Genomic DNA, 22943 nt, shown 5'->3' with positions numbered 1-22943 from the left:
ACCCCGGCGGACGTATGCTGCGGAAGAAATCTTCCCATCATACGTCCGTTCAGAGGGGCTCTGCCAAGAGCTCCCGGGGTGCTTCTTTTTTTTTGCAAGCCGGAATTCGCCCAATTTGATGTAGCAAATAGCCCGTTTTTGAATAACATACGGTATACATGCAAGAGCCTAGGAGGAAACAACCATGGAAAAAAGCATGACAACCGAAAAAGTTACAGCACCGGAACAGACGGATGCTAAAACACTATGTCAAAAGCATATGCATCGTTATGTATGCGTATGGGTGAAGGACGGGACAATGTATGACGGCATTGTAGAGCATGTGGATGATGAAAAGATATACTTAGCCGTTCCTATGGGTGGAGACGAGATGGAGAATGTCAATGTTAATCTCCCATATCCGCCTAATAATTGTGGCTGCGGCTCCCGTGCTTATGGTGGCTATGCGTCTTATCCTCCGTACCCGTATCCAGCACCCGCTTATGCATATGGGTTCCCATACGGACGCCGTCGCTTTAATCGTTTGATTCTGCCACTTGCAGCGTTGACAGCAATTAGCTTGCTGCCTTATTACTAATCCTATTTTCTTAGTCGTCAGACATAGTGAATTCCTGCTCTCTCCCGCCTACAGTTCTTGTGCAGTACAAGTGACTTTAAGGCGCATCCATACATTATCACCATGCAAGGCTGCTTCTTCCATTATGAAGAAACAGCCTCTTTTTCACGTAAAACATCCCGAATATGATCCAATGATTGAAACTGTATTAGTACAGTTCAATGAAATGAGGTATCCTGTTTATTCATAAACCATGGTAACATCTAGCGTGTAAAGAAACATAAGACGGAATAAGCATGTAATGAAATGAGCATGTAATGAGTATGTAAAGAGCAGGTGGGAGGATATTGTGAAAAAATACGTTTCAATTTTATTGGATATAGAACTTAAAATTCGCGAGGGACAATATAAATCAGGTTACAAGTTGCCGTCGGTCCGTGAGGCTTCTGAATTATACAGGTGCAGCAAAAGCACGATTCTGCGGGCATATGCTGAACTTGAAAAGAAACACGCCATCTATTCCATACCGCAAAGTGGATACTATGTAGTGGAAAATTCGGGCGATTTACACCATAGCCATATTCAAGACTCCGTTGATTTTGCTTCGGCCTCCCCGGATTTGAATGTATTCCCTTATCTGGATTTCCAACATTGTTTGAATCAGGCTATTGACACCTACAAATATCATCTGTTCACTTATGGCGATTCGCAAGGGCTGGAAACACTGCGTCATACGTTGGTTTCCCATTTGGCTGATACTCAGGTGTTTGCAAAAATGGATCGGATTATCGTTACTTCGGGTGTTCAGCAGGCATTGGAGATACTCGCTAAAATGCCGTTTCCCAATGGCAAAGAAAAGGTTTTGGTCGAGCAGCCAAGTTACGATATATATTTGCGTTTTCTGGAGGAAGAGAACATTCCCGTCAGTACCATCGTCCGGACAGCGGAAGGTATGGATTTTCAGGAATTGGAGAATCAATTTAAGAACGAGAGCATCAAGTTTTTTTATACCATGTCAAGATATCATAATCCATTAGGAGTCTCTTACAACACAGAGGAGCGAAAAGCGATAGCTGCCTTAGCCGCCAAATATGATGTGTACATCGTAGAAGATGACTATATGGCAGATTTGGGGGCCGATCATCTTTTTGATCCCATTTATGCATACGACCAGACGGACCATGTTATTTATTTGAAAAGCTTCTCGAAAATCATTTTCCCCGGCTTGCGATTAGGAGTTGCGGTATTGCCAGAAGTCCTATTGAAGACGTTTAACACTTATAAAAGATATGTCGACACATCTATTTTGTCTCAGGCGGCGCTTGATATTTATATTAAAAATGGAATGTATGAACGCCACAAGCACACGATATATAAACTGTATTCGGAGCGCGTTCGTGCTCTTAACAAGGCTGTGGAACGATACAATCAGGCCGGATACGTTCAGACTTCAGCTGTAACTTCAGGAGTTTATATGCAGTTTAAACTGCCTCGGACGGTGAATTTGGAACGCTTGGTACAGTGTCTTTCCGCGAGGAACATCCAGGTTGTAGCTGGCAAAGGCTTTTATTTATCAGGCTATAGGGAACAAGAGAAATTTTTGCGCATAAGTATTTCGCGCGCACAGTTGGATCAAATTGATGCAGGGGTGAAAGCTATTATAGAGGAAGTTAGTAAGGGAAACTGGTATTAAGACCCTTTTTCCGTTATGATACATAAAGAAACATAAGTATAACCAAACATGGCTGTATATGTTTCTATTCAGTGTGGGAAATACATAACTTTGAATGCCGAGAGCAAGGGCTGTTTTTGTCTATTTGCTTATGATCGGCTCACTGCCAAAGGAGGGTTTTGAATGGACGATCTGTTTTTGAAAATTGTGGATGGAACCATCCCCAGTAAGAAGGTGTTGGAAACCGACAATGTGCTCGCATTTCATGACATCCAGCCTGCGGCGCCAGTACACGTGCTCATTATTCCAAAAAAATATATTCCTTCGATGAACGCTGTGACAGAGGAGGATCTTCCTCTTATCGCGGAGATTCATCGTGTTGCGGTTGAGGTTGCGAAAAAGTTAGGAATTGCCGAGTCTGGCTATCGGTTGATTAACAACTGTGGCCCAGATAGTGGACAAGCGGTGGGGCATCTGCATTATCACTTACTGGGCGGCGCCAAATTGGGTGCCTTGACAGGTATTTCGGACTCACATTCTTAAAAAATGACAGAGCTTGTCTTTTCAGTAATACGGATGTGAATGGAGAAAAATGGCCCTTTATGTATTCATTTTTTCTTATAGGTTGACACCTGGTTTCCGTTTCACCTATAATAAAATTTGATGAACCGTGTTATTGCTCTTGGACGGTCTGGTCGGAGGGAGGGAAAACTGGTGTCTGAAACTAAAGTTCGCAAAAACGAGACAATTGATGCTGCACTTCGTCGCTTTAAACGCTCCATTGCTAAGGATGGCGTATTGGCTGAGGTGAAGAAACGCAAGCATTATGAAAAGCCAAGCGTAAAGCGCAAGAAAAAGTCCGAGGCTGCTCGTAAGAGAAAGTTCTAGGAGGATCTAAGCAATCATGAATTTGAGCGAACGATTGAACGAAGATATGAAGCAAGCAATGAAGAGTAAGGACAAGTTCAAACTCTCCACCATTCGAATGGTTCGTTCTACGATTAAAAATCTTGAAATAGATTTGAAACGGGATTTGGACGACAACGAAGTGCTTGATATTCTGAGTCGTGAGATCAAACAGCGAAAAGATGCCCTCCATGAATTTGAAAAAGCCGGTCGTGATGAACTTGCGACAAGCACTAAAGCAGAAATAGAGATCATCGCTCAGTACCTTCCCGAACAACTTTCTGAGGAAGAAATTAAAGTTATTGTACAGCAGACCATCCAGGAAACCGGTGCTTCTTCGAAAGCCGAGATGGGGAAAGTAATGACGGCCTTGATGCCTAAGGTAAAAGGCCGCGCTGACGGTAAGCTCGTGAACCAAGCGGTTCAGCAATTTCTGCAATAAACCTGCGACAAACAGGAAAACACAACACCCTCTGTTTACAGAGGGTGTTATTTCTATATATGCGATGCCTACCATAGAATGTAATGGTGAGAAGATTCTTATATGTAAGCGCTATCGTTAATTGTATGAAACGTGATGTCCGTTGGGTGCGTAAAGTATCTGACAGCCGTCAGGATTAGCAATATACCCAATAATTTCACATTAAATCCTGAAAACTGTATAGTTTGTCTAACAAAGTTTGGTATGCTGTAACATAGAAAGGTCGAAAGGGGGGAGAGAAATGCATAGAGAACATCACCACTCCAGTCGCAAATTGATCTTTTTAACGTTGTGGATTATGGTATCCGTTTTGCTGTTACCCTTAGTTCATTCTGAATCAGCGGCGGCCCAAACTAAAGGTGGAGCTGTGTTTGTTATACCAGTTGATCAGGAAATTGAGCAAGGTCTAGGCAAATTTATGGAACGTGGATTTGCAGAAGCAGCAGATTCCAAAGCAGGTCTGATTTTACTGGATATTAACACTCCCGGTGGACGGGTAGATACAGCGGAGAAGCTGGGTAAACTGATTAAAGACAGTCCAATTCCGACCGTAGCCTATATAAGGGGCGAAGCGGCCTCAGCGGGTAGCTATATTGCGTTGAGCGCAAACAAGATTGTTATGAAACCGGGGAGTATTATCGGAGCAGCAGCGTTAGTAGACGGTAGGGGGCAGGCTATCACAGATCCAAAAACGGTAGCTTGGTGGAAGAGTAGCATGGCATCTGCCGCAGAAGCTGGCGGACGTAATCCGGATATTGCCAGAGGTATGGTTGACTCCAAAACGACCGTATCTATTCCAGAGATGAACTTTAATAAGGAAAATGGTCAGATCATTTCTTTAACCAGTGAGGAAGCGCTGAAGTTGGGTTATGCGGATCACATCGCGTCTTCCGAACAAGAAGTTATCCAGTGGATGGGTTACAGCACGGATGATGTAATTCATGTGGAGCGAACATGGGCTGAAAAAGCAGCCGAGATATTGACCAACCCAATTGTGCAGACGTTACTTTTATTTATCGGTATCGCGGGTGTCGTTATTGAGCTGCTCGTACCCGGTTTTGGTGTACCGGGAATTTTGGGCATACTCGGATTTGGTTTGTATTTTTTCGGCAATTATATCGCTGGTTTTGCAGGTTCGGAGACGTGGTTGTTGTTTATTATCGGTCTGGCTCTGCTTATACTTGAAATGTTCATCCCAAGCTTTGGTATTTTGGGCATTTTGGGTTCAGTCAGCCTTGTCGCCGGAGTTGTTCGGGCAGCATACAACATGCAGCATGCGTTTATATCTTTGGGCATTGCCTTTGCAGCTGCGGTTGCTGTTGTGGCGATTATCGCAGTTGTATTCAAGGACCGAGGGATATGGAACCGTTTTATACTTAAAGAAAGTTTAACGGCTGAACAAGGCTTTTCTTCAGTTGTGAACCGGGAAATGCTATTAGGTCAACGGGGTGTCAGTCTGACACCACTTCGTCCAGCCGGAACGGTGCTGATTGCTGATGAGCGAGTCGATGTTGTAACGAACGGCGAGTTTATTGCTACAGATATGCCGATTATAGTATCCAAAGTAGAAGGTGGGCGAATTGTGGTCAAGGCTGACACTAGCGTCTAAACAAGTAAATAACAAAGAATTAGATTAATGGAGGATGATGCGAGTGTTCGAATCGGGTATTGTCAGCGTTTTGCTGATTGCCGTTGTAGTGATTATTGTATTGAGCGTATTTTTCAGTTTCTTCCCGGTGATGCTGTGGATTTCAGCATTGGCATCGGGTGTGCGTATTGGCATCATTACGCTGGTAGCTATGCGGTTACGGCGCGTCACGCCAAGCCGAATTGTCAATCCGCTCATTAAGGCAACCAAGGCGGGTCTGGGATTGAACATCAACCAGCTGGAAAGCCATTTTCTCGCAGGAGGGAATGTAGACCGAGTGATCAATGCGTTGATTGCTGCCCAGCGTGCTAACATTCCGCTTGAATTTGAACGTGCGGCTGCGATTGACCTGGCAGGACGGGATGTTCTGCAAGCGGTCCAAATGAGCGTTAATCCGCGTGTTATTGAGACACCTACTGTTGCAGCGGTCGCCAAGGATGGTATCGAAGTGAAGGTTAAAGCTCGTGTTACCGTGCGTGCCAACATTGATCGACTCGTCGGGGGTGCCGGAGAAGAAACGATTATTGCACGGGTCGGTGAAGGTATCGTTACAACCGTAGGTTCCAGTAATTCGCATAAGGACGTGCTGGAGAATCCGGATTCAATTTCGAGAACTGTATTGTCCAAAGGTTTGGATGCTGGGACAGCATTTGAAATCCTGTCCATTGATATTGCGGACGTTGATGTAGGTAAAAACATCGGTGCTTTTCTGCAAACAGAGCAGGCGGAAGCCGACAAACGTATTGCGCAGGCAAAAGCAGAAGAGCGGCGTGCGATGGCTGTAGCGCAGGAACAGGAAATGAAGGCACGTGTCGTAGAAATGAGAGCACGCGTGGTGGAATCCGAATCCGAAGTGCCGCTGGCAATGGCTGAAGCACTGCGTGGCGGGAAACTTGGCGTCATGGACTATATGAATTTGAAAAATATTGAGGCGGATACGCAAATGCGTGGCTCCTTAGGCAAACCGAATGAGAACTCGGGGAATGATAACAAGAACCGGGATTAATAACGGGACATAGCCGATGAATTACGGCAGCTAGGTGGTGAGTAATGAACTTTATCAGCTGGATCTTTGAGCATTTGTATATCCTGATCGTGATTGGCTTTGCTTTGGTGTCCTTTTTGGGGAAAAGCATCCAAGGCACAGGGCGGAAATCTCCGCCACGAAAAGGTATGCCCACCTTTGGTGGTGATCATGGTTCTCGTGGGCCCTCGACGTCATCCAGACCCTTCACAACGGAACATGGACAAGAGCAGCGCCAACAGGATGTTACTGGGGAGTTGCAACGTCAATTTCCTAATGAACGACGGGTGGTTATGGAAGCTCGTCGTATAGAAGAAGTGGGCGATCGGTCAGAAACGGAAGAACGGATGGACCGGGATTCATTAGATAACGGTTCGACTCTAGAGGATCGGATCCGTGCTATGGAAGAAGAACGCAGATTGGTTTTAGCCCGTCTCGATCGTATATCCAACGCGAGGGAGTCAGGGGAAATTACAGATGCGCCAGAGATAGCTTCGCAAGACCGTAATACGGTGGATACGGCTGATCTGCGTAGAGGTGTGATTTGGGCAGAAATATTAGGTCCTCCGCGTTCCAAGCGCTATATGGGTGGAGGAAGACGTTAAAATGATAGTGGATCCGTCACGGCTTTGGCTGTGGCGGATCTTTTTTTGTGAGCTTTAGGAATACATAAGCATGCTCAGAATAAAAAATGAATTAACGACAAATGCTCTAATTACCTGACAACGAATGTGATAATCCCTTGTGCGCCCTAGGTTTCTCACATTTGTTGTCATCTAAAATGGTGGCATTTTGTCTAATTTAGGGTCTCGTTTATGAAAATATATTCGTGAAAAATGATCAAATGTAACAATATGAATGGAGCTTTCCAAAAGCAGTTTTCATTTTTTCTTTTTTATATATAATGTTCTCAATGATAGATACTTATGAAATTTACTCCAAATTTAGCTAAAATTTGATTTATATCGAGGTGATAAAACAAGATTATAAAAATGGAAAATTAATTTCTAGGAGGATGGGATAGATGGGAAATAGCTTGTTCAGAAAGAAGAGCATTGATCAGTTGATTGCCGCTACGCGGGGGGAAAAAGCACTCAAAAGGGAACTGGGTGCGTTTGATTTAACGATGCTTGGGATTGGAGCCATTATCGGAACGGGGATATTTGTGTTGACAGGTACGGGAGCAGTTACGGCTGGTCCAGGCTTGGTACTTTCTTTTGTGATTGCGGGACTCGCCTGTTTATTCGCGGCATTGGCTTATGCGGAGTTTGCATCCACCGTTCCAGTATCCGGTTCTGTTTACACTTTTACATATGCTACGATGGGGGAGCTATTGGCCTTTATTATTGGATGGGATTTAATTTTGGAATACATGCTGGCAGCCAGCGCCGTTTCCGCAGGTTGGTCGGGTTACTTTGTATCATTTTTGAATGGAATTGGCCTTCACATTCCGCTTGAATTCACTGCCGCACCGGGGACTTTAAAAGACCAAACTACTTATTTTAATCTCCCAGCTTTTTTAATTTTGATGGGTATCACGTTCTTGCTTTATTTTGGGATAAAAGAATCAAAACGGATAAACAACTTCATGGTAATTGTAAAGATTATTGTTATTTTATTATTTATCATCGTTGCTTTTAAATATGTGAAGCCAGATAATTGGACACCATTTATGCCGTTTGGGTTCAGTGGGGTGTTTGGAGCCGCAGCACTTGTGTTTTTTGCTTTTATTGGTTTTGATGCTGTTTCATCAGCGGCTGAAGAAACCAAAAATCCCGCTCGTGATCTACCGCGAGGCATTATTTTCTCACTCGTTATTTGTACGTTTTTGTATGTTATTGTTAGCGCGATTATGACAGGTATTGTGCCGTTTATGCAATTTGAAGGTATCTCTCACCCAGTGTCATTGGTATTGCAGGTTGCGGGCCAGAACTGGGTTGCAGGTATTGTAGATATAGGAGCCATCTTAGGGATGACAACGGTCATGCTGGTTATGCTCTATGGTCAAACTCGTATTATGTTTGCCATGTCACGTGACGGTTTAGTCCCTAAAATATTATCCAAGGTTCATTCCAAATATAAAACTCCCTACATTAACACGTTGTTTTTTGGTACTTTATCTGCATTAATGGGTGGGCTGATCCCGCTGGATGAGTTAGCTAGTTTGGTGAACATTGGAACCTTGTCAGCATTTATTCTGATTTCGGTCGCCGTCATCGTTATGAGAAAAACACAACCTGATTTGCCCAGGGCCTTCCGATGTCCTGGAGTTCCGTATATTCCGATCCTGGCTATCGTTTCATGTGGGGTGCTCATTCTTAATCTGAATGGCCAGACATTTATTCGCTTTATTATTTGGCTTGTCATTGGTATGGCTGTTTACTTCTTATACTCTAGAAAAAACTCTCTTTTGAATCGAAATACCGAAAAATAACTGTGTCATCTGATGAAAATAAAAAAAAGACAACCTTGTTTTCGATATGAAAATGAGGCTGTCTTTTTTGTTGTAAATTTTGAAAGGACACATCTTTTTCCTCTGCAATATAGCAGCTGCTGCGAATTGTAAGTTTAGCCTCATAAATGCGGGGACTGGATCATAAAATGTACAGTACAGATATCTGTGGCGCTGGTGTAATGGCGTTCACTGATAATAAGAATATAAGATGAAAAGCCAGCAGCGTAGCTGCCATGAAACATCTATGGGTACCGAATGGCAATAACAGAAGATGAAAAAATAGCAGCGTGCTGTCATCAAAACAACATTAGCCGTTGGATAACAGATGTTTTGATGACAGGAAAGGAGATTTCGCCGTATGAGCCGGATGAGCCGCAAACTGCGAAAGTGGGCCAGCGAGACGCTGGAGCTTCCGCAGGACATTCTATTTGACCTGCCGCGGTTAACCCTCATCGGCAGCCGCCAGCTTTATGTGGAGAATCACCGGGGCGTGGTGGATTTCACACCGAATCAGCTCGTACTTGCACTTGAGAAAGGCAGGCTGAGGGTGTCCGGCCATGATTTAGTCATTACGTCTATTCTGCCAGAGCAGGTAAGTGTGGAGGGACATATAACAGATATCCAAATGGAAGGAACGGAGGAAGGCTCGTGAAACATCCTGCTTTAGCAATGCTGCGTGGCACGGTTACCCTTGCTGTCAAGGGCGAAAGTGTGGAAGCTTTCATTAATTTACTCACCGATCACCATATACCTGTTTGGAACGTGCGGCCGATGGGTACTAGACATGCAGAAATGAACCTTCTGCTGCCGCACGTCTTCCTCCTACGCCCGCTTTTGAGAAGGACAGGCTGTAAAATGCATGTTCTGAAGCGGCAAGGGCTTCCCTTTACTGTTATACGGCTTGCCAAACGTAAATTTTTTATGGCTGGATTGGCTTTGTTCTGGATAGGTCTCCTGCTGATGTCTTCGCTTATCTGGGACATTGAAGTGAAGGGGAATGATAAGCTCTCGACGGACTCCGTTCTCAAAGCCGCCCGACAGGAGGGGCTGTATCCGTTTCAATGGAGCTTTCGTCTTTCCAGTCAAGACAAGCTTTCCCGTGCGCTCATGCAGAAGCTTCCAGAGGCATCCTGGATCGGTGTGGAAAAGCAGGGTACTTTGGTAACGATTCAGGTTGTTGAAGCTTCACAGCCTACCCCTGCGCCGCTCTACAGCCCACGTCATATCATCAGTAAGGCAGACGCGGTAGTCACTGAGATTTTTGCCGAGCAGGGTCGTCCTGTCGTGCATAAAAATACACGTGTCAAAAAAGGAGCCATCCTCATCTCGGGAACGCTTGGAGATGAGGAGAATCAGCAGCAGGTCGTAGCCAAAGGAGAGGTTAAGGGTCTTGTATGGCATGAATACGAAATTAGCAGTCCTACGGTGCAACGCAGCAGCACGTATACAGGTAACAGTCACGACCGCTTGTATCTGGTGTTAGGCAATCGTGCGATACAATTGTGGGGATATGGGAAAATACCTTATTCTACACATAAAACAACAGTTGAACATGATCCGCTAACTTGGCGTTCCTTCAAACTTCCGATGGGTTGGATGACTGAAAGTGTGAGGGAGACAAAGATACAAGAGCAGAAGCTTACGGAAGCAGAAGCGAAAATGTCAGGAATAGAAGGCGCGCGAGCTGATATTTTAGCTAAATACGGCAAAGGAACGAAAATAATGAGCCAAAAAATTTTGCATGAGAAGAGAGAGAATGGTAAAGTTTATATGAAAGTGCTTTTTGAAGTGGAGCAGGATATTGCGGAAGAACTTCCGTTAGTTCATAACCAAGGAGAATGAGGCTATTTGGCAGAACAACAACGCAGCATACAAATTGCATTGAACAATGCGGGAGAAGGACAGGCGTTATTTGGCCCGCAGGATTCCTTTTTAAAATTAATCGAAGCCGCTATTCCAGCAAAAATAGCATCTCGTGAGGCAGAAGTTAATGTTTTTGGTAATGCTCACGAGGTGGAAGTGCTCGAACAATTGTTCGATGTATTACTCCAGTTAATTCGCAATGGGTATATACTGACCGAAAGGGACGTCCATTATGCGATTGAATTGGCAAAAGATTTGCGTGCTGATCAGCTGCTCGATTTGTTCAAGGGTGAAATTACGACGACGTTCCGGGGGAAACCGATTCGCGTCAAAACGATTGGACAAAAGCACTATGTAACCACGATTAAGAAACGCGATATTGTATTTGGAATTGGCCCGGCGGGTACGGGTAAAACCTATCTGGCTGTAGTGCTGGCTGTAGCTGCCCTGAAGGAAGGTTCAGTCAAGCGCATTGTACTGACTCGTCCTGCGGTCGAAGCAGGGGAGAATTTAGGTTTTTTACCAGGGGATTTGCAGGAAAAGGTTGATCCGTATTTACGCCCATTGTATGATGCCCTATACGATGTGATGGGCCCAGAGCAGACTGCAAAGGCACTGGAGCGCGGGTTAATAGAAATTGCTCCTTTGGCTTATATGCGGGGACGTACGCTGGATGATTCATTTATTATTTTGGACGAAGCGCAAAACACCACACCCGAGCAAATGAAAATGTTTTTGACTCGACTTGGTTTCGGCTCCAAAATGGTCATTACCGGCGATGTTACGCAAATTGATTTGCCTCGTGGCAAAAAATCCGGTCTGATTGAAGCGAATGCGATTTTACAAGGGATTGAAGAAATAGGCTTTGTCCAGTTTGCAGAAGAGGATGTTGTCCGTCATTCCCTAGTTCAAAAAATCATTGTTGCTTATGACCGTATTGCCGAAAATCATGGATAGCCATTCAATCACGAGTATGGTGTGTACGATCAGAAAAAGTATAAAATGAGCAGTGTAGCTGCCTTGAAAAAGATGATGGAGAGGGATTGTTTTAGATGACCTCGAAGGAATTATCTAAAGGGAAAACGTTCCAGCATAGAATGAATGGATGGAAGTATAGCGTGGCGACACGCTATCTTCTGTTTTTATTTTTGGTGGTTCTTTTTTATGTAGGCTTTGCGTCCAAGCTGCTTCCCGAGCGTTATGACATTCGGGTAAATCAACCGAGTGAAAAGGAAATTGTCGCCCCGATGCAGCTTCCTAACAGTAAGGCGACTTTGAAGGCTCAAGAGGAATCAGCTGAACGTGTGCAGCCCATGTATACCATTGTGCCAGTTCGCAACGATAACCTGATTACTGGTATTTTGGATCGAATTGAACGGCTCAATCAGGATGATCAGGTTTCCAGAGCAGATAAGATTTCGATTTATAAGGATGAGATTCCGCAACGTGCACGGGAATTTGTGCAAAATTTTGTGAATAACAGCCGTAATGCGGATGCCTACCCAGATAAGTTGCTGGATGAAGTGCTGGAAAAAACGAAAGAGCAAACGTACCGAATTCCAGAGGAGACATTCATTAAAATTCCGCGCCTTACATCTGAGGATATTGCTGAAATGCGGCCTGTTGCCCGTGAGATTGTGACAGGGTTGATGAATGATCAAATTACGGATGCCCAGACAGCCCGAGCGAAGGTAGCGGAGCGGGTTAGTACAAGCTCGCTTACTAAGCGTACTTCACGGGAGGTTGTTCAGGAACTTGCAAGGCTTGTGATTACCGCCAACAAGTTTTATGATGATACAGCTACGAAGGACGCCAAGGTACAGGCTCGTGAAGATACACCGACAGTTTACATTAAACAGGGTGAAGTACTCGTCAAGAAGGGTGAGATTATTACCCAGGAAATCTACACACTGCTTGATGAAAATGAATTGCTCAAGGATAAAATCAATTATTGGCCACAATTTGGCCTACTGATGCTGTCTATGATGCTTGCGTTGGGCCTGTTTATGTATATTCGTCAATTCCAATCACGAACACGAAACTTCAAGTATAATAATGCGCAGTTGCTCATGCTAGTATTAATCTTTGTGATTACAGTGGGGGCAATGATGTTAATTTCCATACTGCAGAACAGTGAACGTTCCTATCTCGGCTATCTGGCGCCTATCGCGCTTGGAGCTATGCTTGTAACGCTGTTGCTTGATATGTCGCTGGCTTTCGTATGTGCCGTTATATTCAGTATATTGGCTAGTGTTATTTTGAATGTCCGTCAGGGACAAATTTTTGACTTTAATTTTGGGTTTTTTGCTCTTGTGGTCTGTCTGGCGGCGATTTTCTCTACCCATCGAGCCAGCCAGCGTTCAACACTGTTCAAAGGGGCGATCATGGTATGCCTGTTCGGGGCCCTGTCTGTTTTTTCTCTGGCACTGATTGACCAAGGGAATTGGACTCAAACGACGACGCTCTATGGGGTAGCTTTTGCTTTTGCAGGCGGTCTGATAACAGCAATACTTGTTATTGGGCTAATGCCATTTTTTGAGTCTACCTTTGGTATCTTGTCGGCACTGAAGCTTGTTGAGCTGTCGAATCCCAACCATCCCTTGCTCCGCAAGCTGCTTACGGAGACACCGGGAACGTATCATCATAGTGTAATGGTGGGCAATCTGTCAGAGGCCGCAGCGGAGGCTATAGGAGCAAACGGCTTGTTGTGCCGGGTTGGTTCGTATTATCATGATATTGGTAAAACCAAGAGGCCTTCGTACTTCATTGAAAATCAAAATGGGTTGGAAAATCCACATGATACAATAGAGCCCAAGCTGAGCAAATCCATCATTATCGCCCATGCTCGTGACGGGGTGGAAATGCAATTGGATTACAAGCTACCCAAGCCAATTCGCGATATTGCCGAGCAGCACCACGGAACGACATTCTTACACTATTTTTATCACAAGGCGTTGCGTGAGGCTGAAGAGCGAGGGGTAGAGCCTGACTTCACGGAGGATGATTTCCGTTATCCGGGACCGAAGGCTCAGTCTAAAGAGTCTGCTGTGGTGGGAATTGCTGATAGTGTGGAGGCAGCAGTTCGTTCCTTACGGAAGCCGACGGTGGAACAGGTAGAATCCATGATTGAGAAAATTATTAAGAGCCGTCTTGATGATCACCAATTTAACGACTGTGAGCTGACCATGCGGGAGCTTGATATCGTGGCTCAAACCCTCAAGGAAACAGTAATGGGGATTTTCCATTCCCGTATTGAGTATCCAGAGGAAAGGCCCAAGTCTGAAAACGGAAAAGCTTAATATAACTTGTGCACGAAGCACGGTTAGAGCACTAGAATTAAAAGGAGCGGTTGGCATGGGCCTTCAATTAGCTTGGAATAATGAACAAAACGATATGGTAATTAACGAATCCTTGATTACGTTGCTGAACACCTTATTGGAGGAGGCAGGCAAAGTGGAAGGAGTCACAGACGGTGAGGTAGCCCTTACCTTCGTTAATGATGAGCAAATTCATGAGTTGAACAGGGACTATCGGGGAATTGATCGTCCCACCGACGTGTTGTCTTTTGCTATGAAGGAGACACTGGATGAAGAGCTTGAAATTATTTACGAACCGAATGAAGAAACTTCAATGAATGATGTACCGGATGTTCTGGGGGATATTATAATCTCTGTACAGACAGCGCAAGCTCAGAGCGAAGAATACGGACATTCGATTGAGCGTGAAATCGGTTTTTTGTTTGTTCACGGCTTTCTGCATCTGTTAGGCTATGATCATCAGGATGATGTGAGTGAAGCTGAAATGATGGGCAAACAGGAAGCTGTACTGGCTCAAGCGGGGTTGACAAGGTAATGAGACGTCAGCCTTGGAGAATGACCTTTCGCTATGCGGCAGAAGGCGTGATGTACGCTCTGCGTACGCAAGTAAATATGCGGATACATGTGGCCATGGCGCTCTTTGTCATTGTAGCAGGCTTAACTCTGCACATCTCCCGGCTCGACTGGTTATTCGTCTGCGTGGCTATCGCTATAGTCATTGTAGCCGAACTGTTCAACACCGCTGTTGAAGCAGCGGTGGATCTCATCTCACCTGATATTCATCCGCTGGCCAAAGCGGCTAAAGACACCGCCGCCGGAGCCGTGCTCCTGGCAGCGGTTTTTGCTGTAATTATTGGTATATTTGTGTTTTATAGGCCTATGTTAACGTTAATTAGTTCGCTGTTTTAATGGAAAAACCAAAATAAAATAGGTGCTTAATCGCGCTGGAGGAAATGAAATGGCTAAGAAACACTTTAAATCAGGCTTTGTCGCAATTGTTGGCAGACCCAATGTCGGAAAATCAACACTGATGAACCACGTCATTGGGCAGAAGATCGCCATTATGTCAGACAAGCCACAAACTACACGCAACAAAATTCACGGCGTATTTACTACAGAGGACACACAAATTGTATTTTTGGATACACCCGGGATTCATAAGCGCCAGTCAAAATTAGGGGATTACATGAATCAGACTGCTTTTAATACGTTGGGTGAAGTAGAAGCGGTACTTTTTCTTATTGACGCTGCTGAGGGTCTAGGCGGTGGCGACCGTTTTATTGCGGAACAGCTTAAACAAGTAAAAACGCCAGTTATCTTGGTGCTGAATAAAATTGATCGCATTGAGCCGGAAGCGTTGTTGCCCCTGATTGAGCAGTATCGCAAGTTGTACGACTTTGCAGAAATCATACCGATCTCGGCCAAAATGGGCAACAATGTAAACACCCTGCTGGAGCAGGTGCAAAAATACTTGCCAGAAGGTCCGCAATATTATCCGGATGATCAAATTACCGACCATCCAGAACAGTTTGTCATCTCCGAACTGGTTCGGGAAAAAATTCTGCATATGACACGTGAGGAAGTCCCCCATTCTATTGCGGTTATGATTGAAGACATGAAAGTGCAGGATAATGGGGTAGTGCATATTATGGCTGTTATTTTTGTAGAGCGTGACTCCCAGAAGGGGATCATTATCGGCAAACAGGGAGCCATGCTCAAAGAAGTGGGCAAACAGGCCCGCCAGGATATCCAAAACCTGCTAGGCTCCAAGATTTTCCTGGAACTTTGGGTTAAGGTCAAAAAAGACTGGCGCAACCAGGAACGCGTCCTTCGTGACCTTGGCTTCCATCGCGACGCTTAAAAACAGAACTTGATTCTACGTCACTTTAGTTCAAGGGTTTATTGAGGCTAAAAAAATTGATATTAAATAAATATGTATAGTTGTTGTAAGCATCATAAAAAGGCCGTCCCGATCTCTATGACTGAGATAAGTAACAGTTTTTTGGTCATTCAAAGCGCCGCGCATATGCGGCGCTTAACTCTTGCTCTTTTTACCCCTTTCTTCCAGTGATGAAATAAGGAGTGCTTTTAAAAGAGTTATTGTAACTGTGTGCACATTGTAGCGGAGCGGTGTTATAACCCTCATACAGTAGCCTTTTTCAACGTAATCCATTAATTTCATCGCATACTTCTCCCCTCTTCGCATCATCCTATTTTTGAGATGCAAACGTCATTTCCGAAGAAAGGATGAATACGATTGCGAGATTTTTCGTGGAAGTATTTTGCGATGACTGGAGATGTCGGTGCGTATCTGTTATATCGGGAGAGCGCCGTGACAAGGGAGCAAGACACGGATGAGGGAGAGTCGGACGAGCATGAAGAAGCCCGTGAATAGTACAAGCCACTGGCTTCTTCGCGAATGTTTGGGGGAAGAGGCATGCTTTACAGGGTGGAAGGAATCGTCATCCGCAGCATGGATTACGGTGAGGGGAACAAAATTATTACGCTTTGCACCGAAAGCGGAGGCAAAGCAGGCGTGCTGGTCAGAGGTGCAAAAAAGTCCAAAAGCCGTCACGCTGCTTTAACGCAGCCGTTTACGTACGGTGAATTCGTTTTTTTTCGAAACACAGGCTTAGGCACGTTGAATGCCGGTGAAATCATCCAATCCCACCATACATTACGCGAGGATATTACTAAAGCTGCTTACGCTTCTTATGCTTGTGAATTACTCGATCGGGTGTTACAGGATGAGGAAACAGGCGCGTTCTGGTTTAAGCAGCTTAAAGCATGTTTGGAGGCGCTGGAGAGTGGCAAAGATCCGCTGATCGTCATGAGTATTTATGAATTTAAAATATTGCAGGCGGCCGGATATGCTCCTCAGCTTGATGCATGTATTTCAAGTGGTCAACAATGTGCTGATGAAGATATGTTTGTCAGTCCGAGGCTGGGCGGAGTTTTGTGTCGGAGCTACAAGCATTATGATCCAGCTGCATTGAGCGTGACTCCACGTACATTGAAGTTGCTGCGCTTGTTCGCCAGAATGGATTTGAATCGGCTCGGCAACATTGACGTAAAGGACTCCACAAAGCTGGAGATCAAACATGTCATGCGTCAGTTCATGGATATGCAGTTGGAGGTCAAGCTGAAATCCCGCAATTTCTTGGATCAGCTCGACAAGTACGATATGTGAAACGCCCTATTCTCTTGACTGTATTGCTGAAAACGTGTAATATCCTACTATATCTCCTTCGGGAGCAGATGCATTGAACGAGAAAGTAGCGGGATGTATTCTCTGTAATTAGCGAGTTGGGGACGGTGTAAGCCCAGTGGGAATTCTTCGTGAACAAGGCACTCGGGAGCGTCTGAATGGACACGGAAAAGAGGATTACGATCTGATTGGTGATGTAGGATCGCAATCAAGTAGGGTGGAACCGCGGGAGTCAGCTCTCGTCCCTACGTCTGTACAGGCGTAGAGGCGGGGGCTTTTTGCTGTCTCTAGCAAGGCTTTTGGGATAAAATAGTCCTGTACATACGAGCTTATGAGAAGAAATCACCAACATTTGAGGGAATTGGAAAGGGAGCGTGTACCAATGAATTTTCAGCAGATGATTTTAACGCTGCAACAATTTTGGGCTGAACACAACTGTATTATTGTACAGCCGTATGACACGGAAAAAGGGGCAGGCACGATGAACCCGATGACGTATTTACGTTCGATCGGACCTGAGCCGTGGAACGTAGCTTATGTTGAGCCTTCTCGTCGTCCGTCAGACGGACGTTATGGTGAGAACCCGAATCGCCTGTATCAGCATCATCAGTTTCAAGTAGTTTTGAAGCCTTCACCGGATAACATTCAGGAATTGTATTTGGAGAGTTTGAGCCGTTTGGGCATTAACCCTTTGGAGCATGATATTCGTTTCGTTGAAGACAACTGGGAAGCACCAACGCTGGGAGCGTGGGGCTTAGGTTGGGAAGTATGGCTGGACGGTATGGAAATTACTCAATTCACGTATTTCCAGCAAGTGGGCGGTATTGATGCCAGTCCGGTTGCTGTAGAAATCACGTACGGTATGGAGCGTCTTGCTTCCTACATCCAGGACAAGGAGAATGTGTTCGATTTGGAGTGGGTCAATGGAATTACGTACGGTGATGTCTTCCACCAGCCTGAATTTGAGCATTCCAAGTATACGTTCGAAGTATCTGACGTCAAAATGCTCTTTACTCTTTTTAATATGTACGAAGAAGAGGCAAATAAAGCGATGGCGCAGCATCTTGTATTTCCAGCCTATGATTATGTGCTGAAATGTTCTCATGCGTTCAACTTGCTGGACGCTCGCGGAGCGATCAGTGTGACGGAACGGACTGGGTTTATTATACGAGTGCGTAATTTGGCGCGTCAGGTGGCTGCGACCTATCTGGAGGAGCGCGAGAAGCTGGGCTTCCCGCTGTTGAAGAAAGGAGGTGCGGCAAATGTCTAAGGATTTATTGTTTGAGATCGGGTTGGAAGAAGTCCCTGCACGTTTTATCCCGAATGCAATTCAGCAGTTGAAGCAGCGTATGACGGCGTGGCTTGACAGTTCGCGTATTGCTTATGGTGCTGTAGAGGTTTATGCTACACCTCGCCGTTTGGCGGTACTTGTCAAGGAAGTAGCGGAGAAGCAAGAAGATATTAACGAAGAAGTTAAAGGTCCTTCCCGCAAAATCGCACTCGACGAGGCTGGTAACTGGAGCAAGGCTGCACTAGGCTTTGCTCGCAGCCAAGGTGTTGATCCTGAACAGTTCACGTTCAAGGAGCTTGGAGGCGTGGAATATATTTACGCAACTAAGAGCAGCATAGGTGTACCAACAGCGGATGTACTGTCCGAAGGTTTATTGCACATTTTACATGCCATGACATTCCCTAAATTCATGCGCTGGGCAAGTTATGACTTTAAATTTGTTCGTCCGATCCGCTGGTTGATTGCCTTGTTTGGTAGCGATATTGTTAATTTGGAGATTGCCGGCGTGCAGTCAGGAAATGTGACAAGAGGGCATCGTTTCCTGGGACAGGATGCCGTAGTAGAAAGTCCAGCTGACTATGTTGAAGTGCTTCGCAAGCAGCATGTCATTGTGGACATTGAGGAACGTCAATCGCTTATTGTAAAGCAGATTGAAGCGCTGGCTGCCGAAAAAGATTGGACGATTGCGGTCAAGGATGATTTGCTGGAAGAAGTGCTGTATTTGGTGGAAACCCCAACAGTACTGTTCGGAGGTTTTGATCCTGCGTTCCTGAACATTCCGAAGGATGTACTCATTACTTCCATGCGCGAACATCAACGCTATTTCCCAGTGCTGGATCACACAGGAGAGCTATTGCCATACTTTGTTACGGTACGTAACGGAGGAAGTCAATCGCTGGAAGTCATTGCTAAAGGGAATGAAAAAGTATTGCGTGCGCGGCTGTCTGATGCCAAATTCTTTTATGAAGAAGATCAGAAGCTGGAAATTAAGGATGCACTCTCCAAATTGGAAAGTATCGTTTTCCACGAAGAGCTGGGAACGGTTGGAGACAAAGTGCGCCGGATTCGCCGTATTGCTGATGCTCTGGCAGAGAAGCTTCGCGTTTCCCCAGATACACAGGAATCGGTTAGTCGTGCAGCGGATATTTGTAAATTTGACCTGGTAACACAAATGGTATATGAGTTCCCGGAACTGCAAGGTGTGATGGGTGAGGATTATGCTCGTAAGGCTGGAGAGAAGGAAGAAGTGGCAAGAGCGGTGTTTGAGCATTACCAGCCGCGTTTTGCAGGAGAAACAGTTCCTTCAACGAATGCTGGAGCGATTGTAAGTATCGCAGACAAGATAGATACCATTACAGGCTGCTTCTCCATCGGTATTATTCCAACAGGTTCACAGGACCCTTACGCGCTTCGTCGCCAGGCAGCAGGTATTGTGCAGATATTGTTGGATCGCAAGCTTTCGGCTACGTTGTCTGATGTGTTCAATATCGCGCTCGATGTGCACGGCAACCTTGGAAATATGAAACGTTCCGCGGATGAAATACGTAAAGAATTACATGAGTTTTTCGGATTACGCGTGAAGAAACTATTGTCTGAGACACTTCGTTATGACGTTGTGGATGCAGTGCTTGCAGCTGGATATGACGACGTCGCTTCCGTTGTTAACCGCGGAACTGCGTTAATGACTGCCGTTCAAACAGGTGAGGTATTCAAAGCAACAGTTGAGTCCTTTAATCGTGTAGGTAATCTGGCTGCTAAAGCAGTTCATAAGTCAGTTAATACGGGTGAGTTTACGGAGCAAGGCGAAAAAACGCTTTACGAAGCATGGTATAGCGCTTATGAATCTTATAGCGTAGCTTTACAGGAAGGTGATGCGACACGGGCGTTAGCGCTTGCTTCATCCATTACCCCTGCGGTGACGGCATTCTTTGATTCCGTTATGGTTATGGCTGAGGATGATGCTGTTCGTAATAATCGTTTGGCATTGCTGGCTGCTATTGACTCAGAACTGAAGCGTTTTGCCGATTTTTCCAAGCTTGTAGTTTAAACGTCAGTTGTGGTAGTATGAACAACTTGAAAAAATGGGTATAAATATACGGAACGGTGTAAGAGTAATCTTGCAGCCGTTCCGTATTTTACTCGAATGCGGATGGAGATGGGGGATGCTCATGGAGGGAACCGGAACTTTACTGGATGTGCGGATCGTTGTTGACGGGGACGCTTGTCCTGTTAAAAGTGAAATTGCGGAGATAGCTTCCCGTTTTCATATTGAGGTTATTATGGTATCTTCATATGATCATCTCATTCAGGGCAGCAAAGGCGTAAGCATCGTTAAAGTAGACCGAAGCGACCAAAGTGCCGATCTCTATATTGCCAATCATATCCGCCGCGGCGATATTGTAACCACCAATGATTATGGTCTTGCTGCACTTGCCTTGGCAAAAGGTTGTGAAGTGATGTCTTTTCGCGGAGCTATGTATCGAAACGATTCGATAGATTTCATGCTTGACCGACGTCATACTTCTGCCAAAGAACGGAAAAAAGGACGTTATGGAAAAGGTCCTAAACCGTTTACATTAGAGGATCGTGAAGTTTTTCAACATAAACTGACAAAACTTTTACTTCGCTTGCAGGAGAATGAGTAACGGTATCGAATTATATTTACGTGCTAAAGAGATGAAGGTGGTTAATATGAGTGCCGGACAAGGTAACATACCGGACGATATCATTGAGTCGGTTTTACAACATCATGATATTGTAGATACGGTAAGCAAGTACGTGCATTTGACCAAGCAGGGGAAGTATATGAAAGGCCTCTGTCCTTTTCATTCCGAAAAAACCCCTTCATTCACCGTGACACCGGATCGTCAGATTTTTTACTGCTACGGCTGCGGCGCGGGAGGCAATGCCATCAAGTTTATGATGGAAATCGAAGGACTATCCTTTCCCGAAGCTGTCAGGACAATGGCAGAAGAAAGTCATATCCCGCTCGGCGAATGGCAGGGACGTGATTCATCGCATCAGCATCCTGAGTTGGACAGGCTGTTGCAAGCGTATGAGTTAACTTCTAAGATGTACCATTTTTTGCTTAAAAATACGGAGCACGGCAAACCAGCGATGGAGTACTTGCGTTCACGGGGATTCAGTGACAAGATCATTGATCAATTTCAAATTGGCTATGCACCCAACCGATGGGATACGATCGTTCAGTTTCTGGAGAAGCGTTCTTTTGATCCCGTGGAGATGGAAAAGGGAGGGCTTATTTCTCCCCGGCATGAGGGTGATGGATATGTGGATCGGTTCAGAGATCGTATCATGTTTCCCATTTGGAATCGCAACGGAAAAGTTATTGCCTTTGCAGGCCGTATACTTGGTGAGGGACAGCCGAAGTATTTGAATTCACCGGAGACCAAGCTATTCAACAAGAGCCGAACGCTGTACAATCTTCATCATGCTAAAACCTCAATTCGCAAGCTCCGCCAGAGTGTTCTTTTTGAAGGCTACGGTGATGTCATCTCGGCATGGGAAGCGGGCGTACAAAATGGGGTGGCCGCCATGGGCACTGCTCTAACGGAGCACCATGCTACGATGTTAAAAGGACTGTGCGATGAGGTCATTATTTGTTATGATGGTGACCGGGCAGGACAAGCTGCTGCGCTTAAAAATTTTCCGCTGTTGGAAAATGCGGGACTTCACGTGAAAGTAGCGCTGGTCAGTGACGGTATGGACCCGGATGATTTTATCCGGCAATACGGCGGCGAACGATTCCAGCGTCAAATTATTGAAAGTGCTGTTTCAACGGTGAAATTTAAGCTTATATATCTGAAAAAAAACCATATACTGCAAGAGGAAGAAGGAAGAATCGCGTATTCCCGCGAAGCATTAAATGTCATTGCACCTCTGTCATCCCCGACTGAGCGGGAAGTGTATCTGCGCGAAGTATCAGCCGAAGTCAAGGTGGATTTTGAAACCTTGAAGCAAGAATGCAATTTACTGCGTCAATCCCTGCAAAAAAAACAGAACTTTGGGGATAATAACGAAAATGGGTGGAATAATGGTAGGCATAAAAAAGGGCAGGTCTCCACACCTAATCTGTTGCCGGCTTACCATGTGGCTGAGCGCAGGCTGCTTCACTGGATGATGCAGGATTTAGAAGCTGCAGAGTATGTAGAAAAGCATCTGGGCGACGCCTTTAATATTGAGGATCATGCAGCAATTGCTGCTTATCTATATGCCTATTACGCGCAAGGGAAGTTACCAGATACAAGCCGTTTTATTTCATCTTTGCAAGACGACCGGCTGGAGAAGAACGTAAGTTCGATCATGATGATGGATGCTCCAGGCGTATGGGCACCGCACATTTTGGATGATTATATTCATCAGGTGCGAAAATTTCCATTGCAGGAGCAACTGGATTTGAAAAGGGAAGAAATGAGAGCCGCTGAGCGCTTGGGTGACTTTTTGCGCGCAGCACAAATTGCAAGTGAGATTATAGCCCTAGAGAGACAATGAACACACAGAG

The 22943-nt window shown here is 45.3% G+C and carries 24 protein-coding genes; 23 read left to right on the top strand and 1 reads right to left on the bottom strand.

Going from position 1 to position 22943, the window contains the following annotated elements:
• Window positions 1-184 precede the first annotated feature (184 nt).
• The 16 genes from NLX82_RS04315 to era all read left to right on the top strand — a co-directional run bounded on the left by NLX82_RS04315 (window position 185) and on the right by era (window position 15783).
• Window positions 185-577 carry a hypothetical protein gene (locus tag NLX82_RS04315; protein WP_254347509.1) on the top strand — a complete coding sequence of 131 codons (393 nt, stop codon included), beginning with the start codon at window positions 185-187 and terminating at the stop codon, window positions 575-577.
• A 328-nt stretch (window positions 578-905) separates the two neighbouring features.
• On the top strand, window positions 906-2249 hold the full coding sequence (locus NLX82_RS04310) for an aminotransferase-like domain-containing protein (RefSeq protein ID WP_028540455.1): 1344 nt from the start codon (window positions 906-908) through the stop codon (window positions 2247-2249).
• 162 nt (window positions 2250-2411) lie between these two features.
• Window positions 2412-2771, top strand: a complete 360-nt coding sequence (locus NLX82_RS04305; RefSeq protein ID WP_025722131.1) for a histidine triad nucleotide-binding protein — start codon at window positions 2412-2414, stop codon at window positions 2769-2771.
• 171 nt (window positions 2772-2942) lie between these two features.
• The gene (gene rpsU, locus NLX82_RS04300; RefSeq protein ID WP_005547957.1) at window positions 2943-3116 is read left to right on the top strand and encodes a 30S ribosomal protein S21; all 174 of its coding nucleotides are present in this window, start codon (window positions 2943-2945) and stop codon (window positions 3114-3116) included.
• Window positions 3117-3132: 16 nt separating this feature from the next.
• Entirely contained in the window at window positions 3133-3576 is a 444-nt protein-coding gene (locus NLX82_RS04295; protein ID WP_013311146.1) for a GatB/YqeY domain-containing protein, read from the top strand.
• Between the two features lie 280 nt (window positions 3577-3856).
• Entirely contained in the window at window positions 3857-5224 is a 1368-nt protein-coding gene (locus tag NLX82_RS04290) for an NfeD family protein (RefSeq protein ID WP_071558467.1), read from the top strand.
• Window positions 5225-5261: 37 nt separating this feature from the next.
• Entirely contained in the window at window positions 5262-6269 is a 1008-nt protein-coding gene (gene floA / locus NLX82_RS04285) for a flotillin-like protein FloA (protein WP_043922497.1), read from the top strand.
• A 44-nt stretch (window positions 6270-6313) separates the two neighbouring features.
• Window positions 6314-6892 carry a hypothetical protein gene (locus tag NLX82_RS04280; RefSeq protein WP_028540457.1) on the top strand — a complete coding sequence of 193 codons (579 nt, stop codon included), beginning with the start codon at window positions 6314-6316 and terminating at the stop codon, window positions 6890-6892.
• 419 nt (window positions 6893-7311) lie between these two features.
• On the top strand, window positions 7312-8721 hold the full coding sequence (gene bcaP, locus NLX82_RS04275; protein ID WP_028540458.1) for a branched-chain amino acid transporter BcaP: 1410 nt from the start codon (window positions 7312-7314) through the stop codon (window positions 8719-8721).
• A 379-nt stretch (window positions 8722-9100) separates the two neighbouring features.
• Window positions 9101-9394 (top strand): sporulation protein YqfC, encoded by a 294-nt coding sequence (gene yqfC, locus NLX82_RS04270; protein ID WP_023989488.1) that lies wholly within the window; start codon window positions 9101-9103, stop codon window positions 9392-9394.
• The gene (yqfD, locus tag NLX82_RS04265) at window positions 9391-10584 is read left to right on the top strand and encodes a sporulation protein YqfD (RefSeq protein ID WP_028540459.1); all 1194 of its coding nucleotides are present in this window, start codon (window positions 9391-9393) and stop codon (window positions 10582-10584) included. Before yqfC ends, yqfD begins: the two co-directional genes overlap by 4 nt.
• Window positions 10585-10590: 6 nt before the next feature.
• Window positions 10591-11562 carry a PhoH family protein gene (locus tag NLX82_RS04260; protein WP_013311138.1) on the top strand — a complete coding sequence of 324 codons (972 nt, stop codon included), beginning with the start codon at window positions 10591-10593 and terminating at the stop codon, window positions 11560-11562.
• A 95-nt stretch (window positions 11563-11657) separates the two neighbouring features.
• Window positions 11658-13904: an HD family phosphohydrolase gene (locus NLX82_RS04255; RefSeq protein WP_028540460.1), complete on the top strand. Its 2247-nt coding sequence runs from the start codon at window positions 11658-11660 to the stop codon at window positions 13902-13904.
• Window positions 13905-13959: 55 nt separating this feature from the next.
• Window positions 13960-14457, top strand: coding sequence for an rRNA maturation RNase YbeY (ybeY, locus tag NLX82_RS04250; RefSeq protein WP_023989485.1), 498 nt, complete (start codon window positions 13960-13962; stop codon window positions 14455-14457).
• Window positions 14457-14831, top strand: coding sequence for a diacylglycerol kinase family protein (locus NLX82_RS04245; RefSeq protein WP_023989484.1), 375 nt, complete (start codon window positions 14457-14459; stop codon window positions 14829-14831). Before ybeY ends, NLX82_RS04245 begins: the two co-directional genes overlap by 1 nt.
• Before the next feature lie 49 nt (window positions 14832-14880).
• Entirely contained in the window at window positions 14881-15783 is a 903-nt protein-coding gene (era, locus tag NLX82_RS04240; protein WP_013311134.1) for a GTPase Era, read from the top strand.
• Between the two features lie 174 nt (window positions 15784-15957).
• Here the strand turns inward: era and NLX82_RS04235 are convergent, their stop codons facing one another.
• Complete coding sequence (locus NLX82_RS04235) at window positions 15958-16104, bottom strand: hypothetical protein (protein ID WP_023989483.1); 147 nt, start codon at window positions 16102-16104, stop codon at window positions 15958-15960.
• Window positions 16105-16179: 75 nt separating this feature from the next.
• Between NLX82_RS04235 and NLX82_RS04230 the strand changes: the two genes are divergently transcribed.
• From NLX82_RS04230 to dnaG, 7 genes are all read left to right on the top strand, one after another.
• Window positions 16180-16317, top strand: a complete 138-nt coding sequence (locus NLX82_RS04230) for a YqzL family protein (protein WP_013372137.1) — start codon at window positions 16180-16182, stop codon at window positions 16315-16317.
• 42 nt (window positions 16318-16359) lie between these two features.
• The gene (gene recO / locus NLX82_RS04225) at window positions 16360-17112 is read left to right on the top strand and encodes a DNA repair protein RecO (RefSeq protein ID WP_023989481.1); all 753 of its coding nucleotides are present in this window, start codon (window positions 16360-16362) and stop codon (window positions 17110-17112) included.
• Between the two features lie 136 nt (window positions 17113-17248).
• Complete coding sequence (locus NLX82_RS04220) at window positions 17249-17395, top strand: hypothetical protein (RefSeq protein ID WP_155613687.1); 147 nt, start codon at window positions 17249-17251, stop codon at window positions 17393-17395.
• Between the two features lie 117 nt (window positions 17396-17512).
• Entirely contained in the window at window positions 17513-18400 is an 888-nt protein-coding gene (gene glyQ / locus NLX82_RS04215; protein ID WP_023989480.1) for a glycine--tRNA ligase subunit alpha, read from the top strand.
• A complete protein-coding gene (gene glyS / locus NLX82_RS04210) occupies window positions 18393-20468 on the top strand; it encodes a glycine--tRNA ligase subunit beta (protein ID WP_071558468.1) in 2076 nt (691 codons plus the stop codon). The genes glyQ and glyS overlap by 8 nt, the downstream gene beginning before the upstream one ends.
• Window positions 20469-20589: 121 nt before the next feature.
• Entirely contained in the window at window positions 20590-21066 is a 477-nt protein-coding gene (locus NLX82_RS04205; protein WP_013311130.1) for a YaiI/YqxD family protein, read from the top strand.
• Window positions 21059-22933, top strand: coding sequence for a DNA primase (gene dnaG / locus NLX82_RS04200; RefSeq protein ID WP_025722118.1), 1875 nt, complete (start codon window positions 21059-21061; stop codon window positions 22931-22933). The genes NLX82_RS04205 and dnaG overlap by 8 nt, the downstream gene beginning before the upstream one ends.
• The last annotated feature ends 10 nt before the right edge of the window (window positions 22934-22943 follow it).

The organism is Paenibacillus sp. A3M_27_13 (genome assembly GCF_024213315.1).
Lineage (GTDB): Bacteria > Bacillota > Bacilli > Paenibacillales > Paenibacillaceae > Paenibacillus > Paenibacillus polymyxa_B.
The sequence above is the reverse complement of the archived record's forward strand: the minus strand, read 5'-3'. Positions and strand labels throughout refer to the sequence as shown.

Excerpts from the sequence above, each read along its gene's own strand:
- NLX82_RS04315 (WP_254347509.1), top strand. The coding sequence starts at position 185 with ATGGAAAAAAGCATGACAACCGAAAAAGTTACAGCACCGGAACAGACG.
- NLX82_RS04305 (WP_025722131.1), top strand. The coding sequence starts at position 2,412 with ATGGACGATCTGTTTTTGAAAATTGTGGATGGAACCATCCCCAGTAAG.
- NLX82_RS04295 (WP_013311146.1), top strand. The coding sequence starts at position 3,133 with ATGAATTTGAGCGAACGATTGAACGAAGATATGAAGCAAGCAATGAAG.
- NLX82_RS04290 (WP_071558467.1), top strand. The coding sequence starts at position 3,857 with ATGCATAGAGAACATCACCACTCCAGTCGCAAATTGATCTTTTTAACG.
- floA (WP_043922497.1), top strand. The coding sequence starts at position 5,262 with ATGCGAGTGTTCGAATCGGGTATTGTCAGCGTTTTGCTGATTGCCGTT.
- NLX82_RS04280 (WP_028540457.1), top strand. The coding sequence starts at position 6,314 with ATGAACTTTATCAGCTGGATCTTTGAGCATTTGTATATCCTGATCGTG.
- bcaP (WP_028540458.1), top strand. The coding sequence starts at position 7,312 with ATGGGAAATAGCTTGTTCAGAAAGAAGAGCATTGATCAGTTGATTGCC.
- yqfC (WP_023989488.1), top strand. The coding sequence starts at position 9,101 with ATGAGCCGGATGAGCCGCAAACTGCGAAAGTGGGCCAGCGAGACGCTG.
- NLX82_RS04255 (WP_028540460.1), top strand. The coding sequence starts at position 11,658 with ATGACCTCGAAGGAATTATCTAAAGGGAAAACGTTCCAGCATAGAATG.
- ybeY (WP_023989485.1), top strand. The coding sequence starts at position 13,960 with ATGGGCCTTCAATTAGCTTGGAATAATGAACAAAACGATATGGTAATT.
- NLX82_RS04245 (WP_023989484.1), top strand. The coding sequence starts at position 14,457 with ATGAGACGTCAGCCTTGGAGAATGACCTTTCGCTATGCGGCAGAAGGC.
- era (WP_013311134.1), top strand. The coding sequence starts at position 14,881 with ATGGCTAAGAAACACTTTAAATCAGGCTTTGTCGCAATTGTTGGCAGA.
- NLX82_RS04235 (WP_023989483.1), bottom strand. The coding sequence starts at position 16,104 with ATGAAATTAATGGATTACGTTGAAAAAGGCTACTGTATGAGGGTTATA.
- recO (WP_023989481.1), top strand. The coding sequence starts at position 16,360 with ATGCTTTACAGGGTGGAAGGAATCGTCATCCGCAGCATGGATTACGGT.
- glyQ (WP_023989480.1), top strand. The coding sequence starts at position 17,513 with ATGAATTTTCAGCAGATGATTTTAACGCTGCAACAATTTTGGGCTGAA.
- glyS (WP_071558468.1), top strand. The coding sequence starts at position 18,393 with ATGTCTAAGGATTTATTGTTTGAGATCGGGTTGGAAGAAGTCCCTGCA.
- NLX82_RS04205 (WP_013311130.1), top strand. The coding sequence starts at position 20,590 with ATGGAGGGAACCGGAACTTTACTGGATGTGCGGATCGTTGTTGACGGG.
- dnaG (WP_025722118.1), top strand. The coding sequence starts at position 21,059 with ATGAGTAACGGTATCGAATTATATTTACGTGCTAAAGAGATGAAGGTG.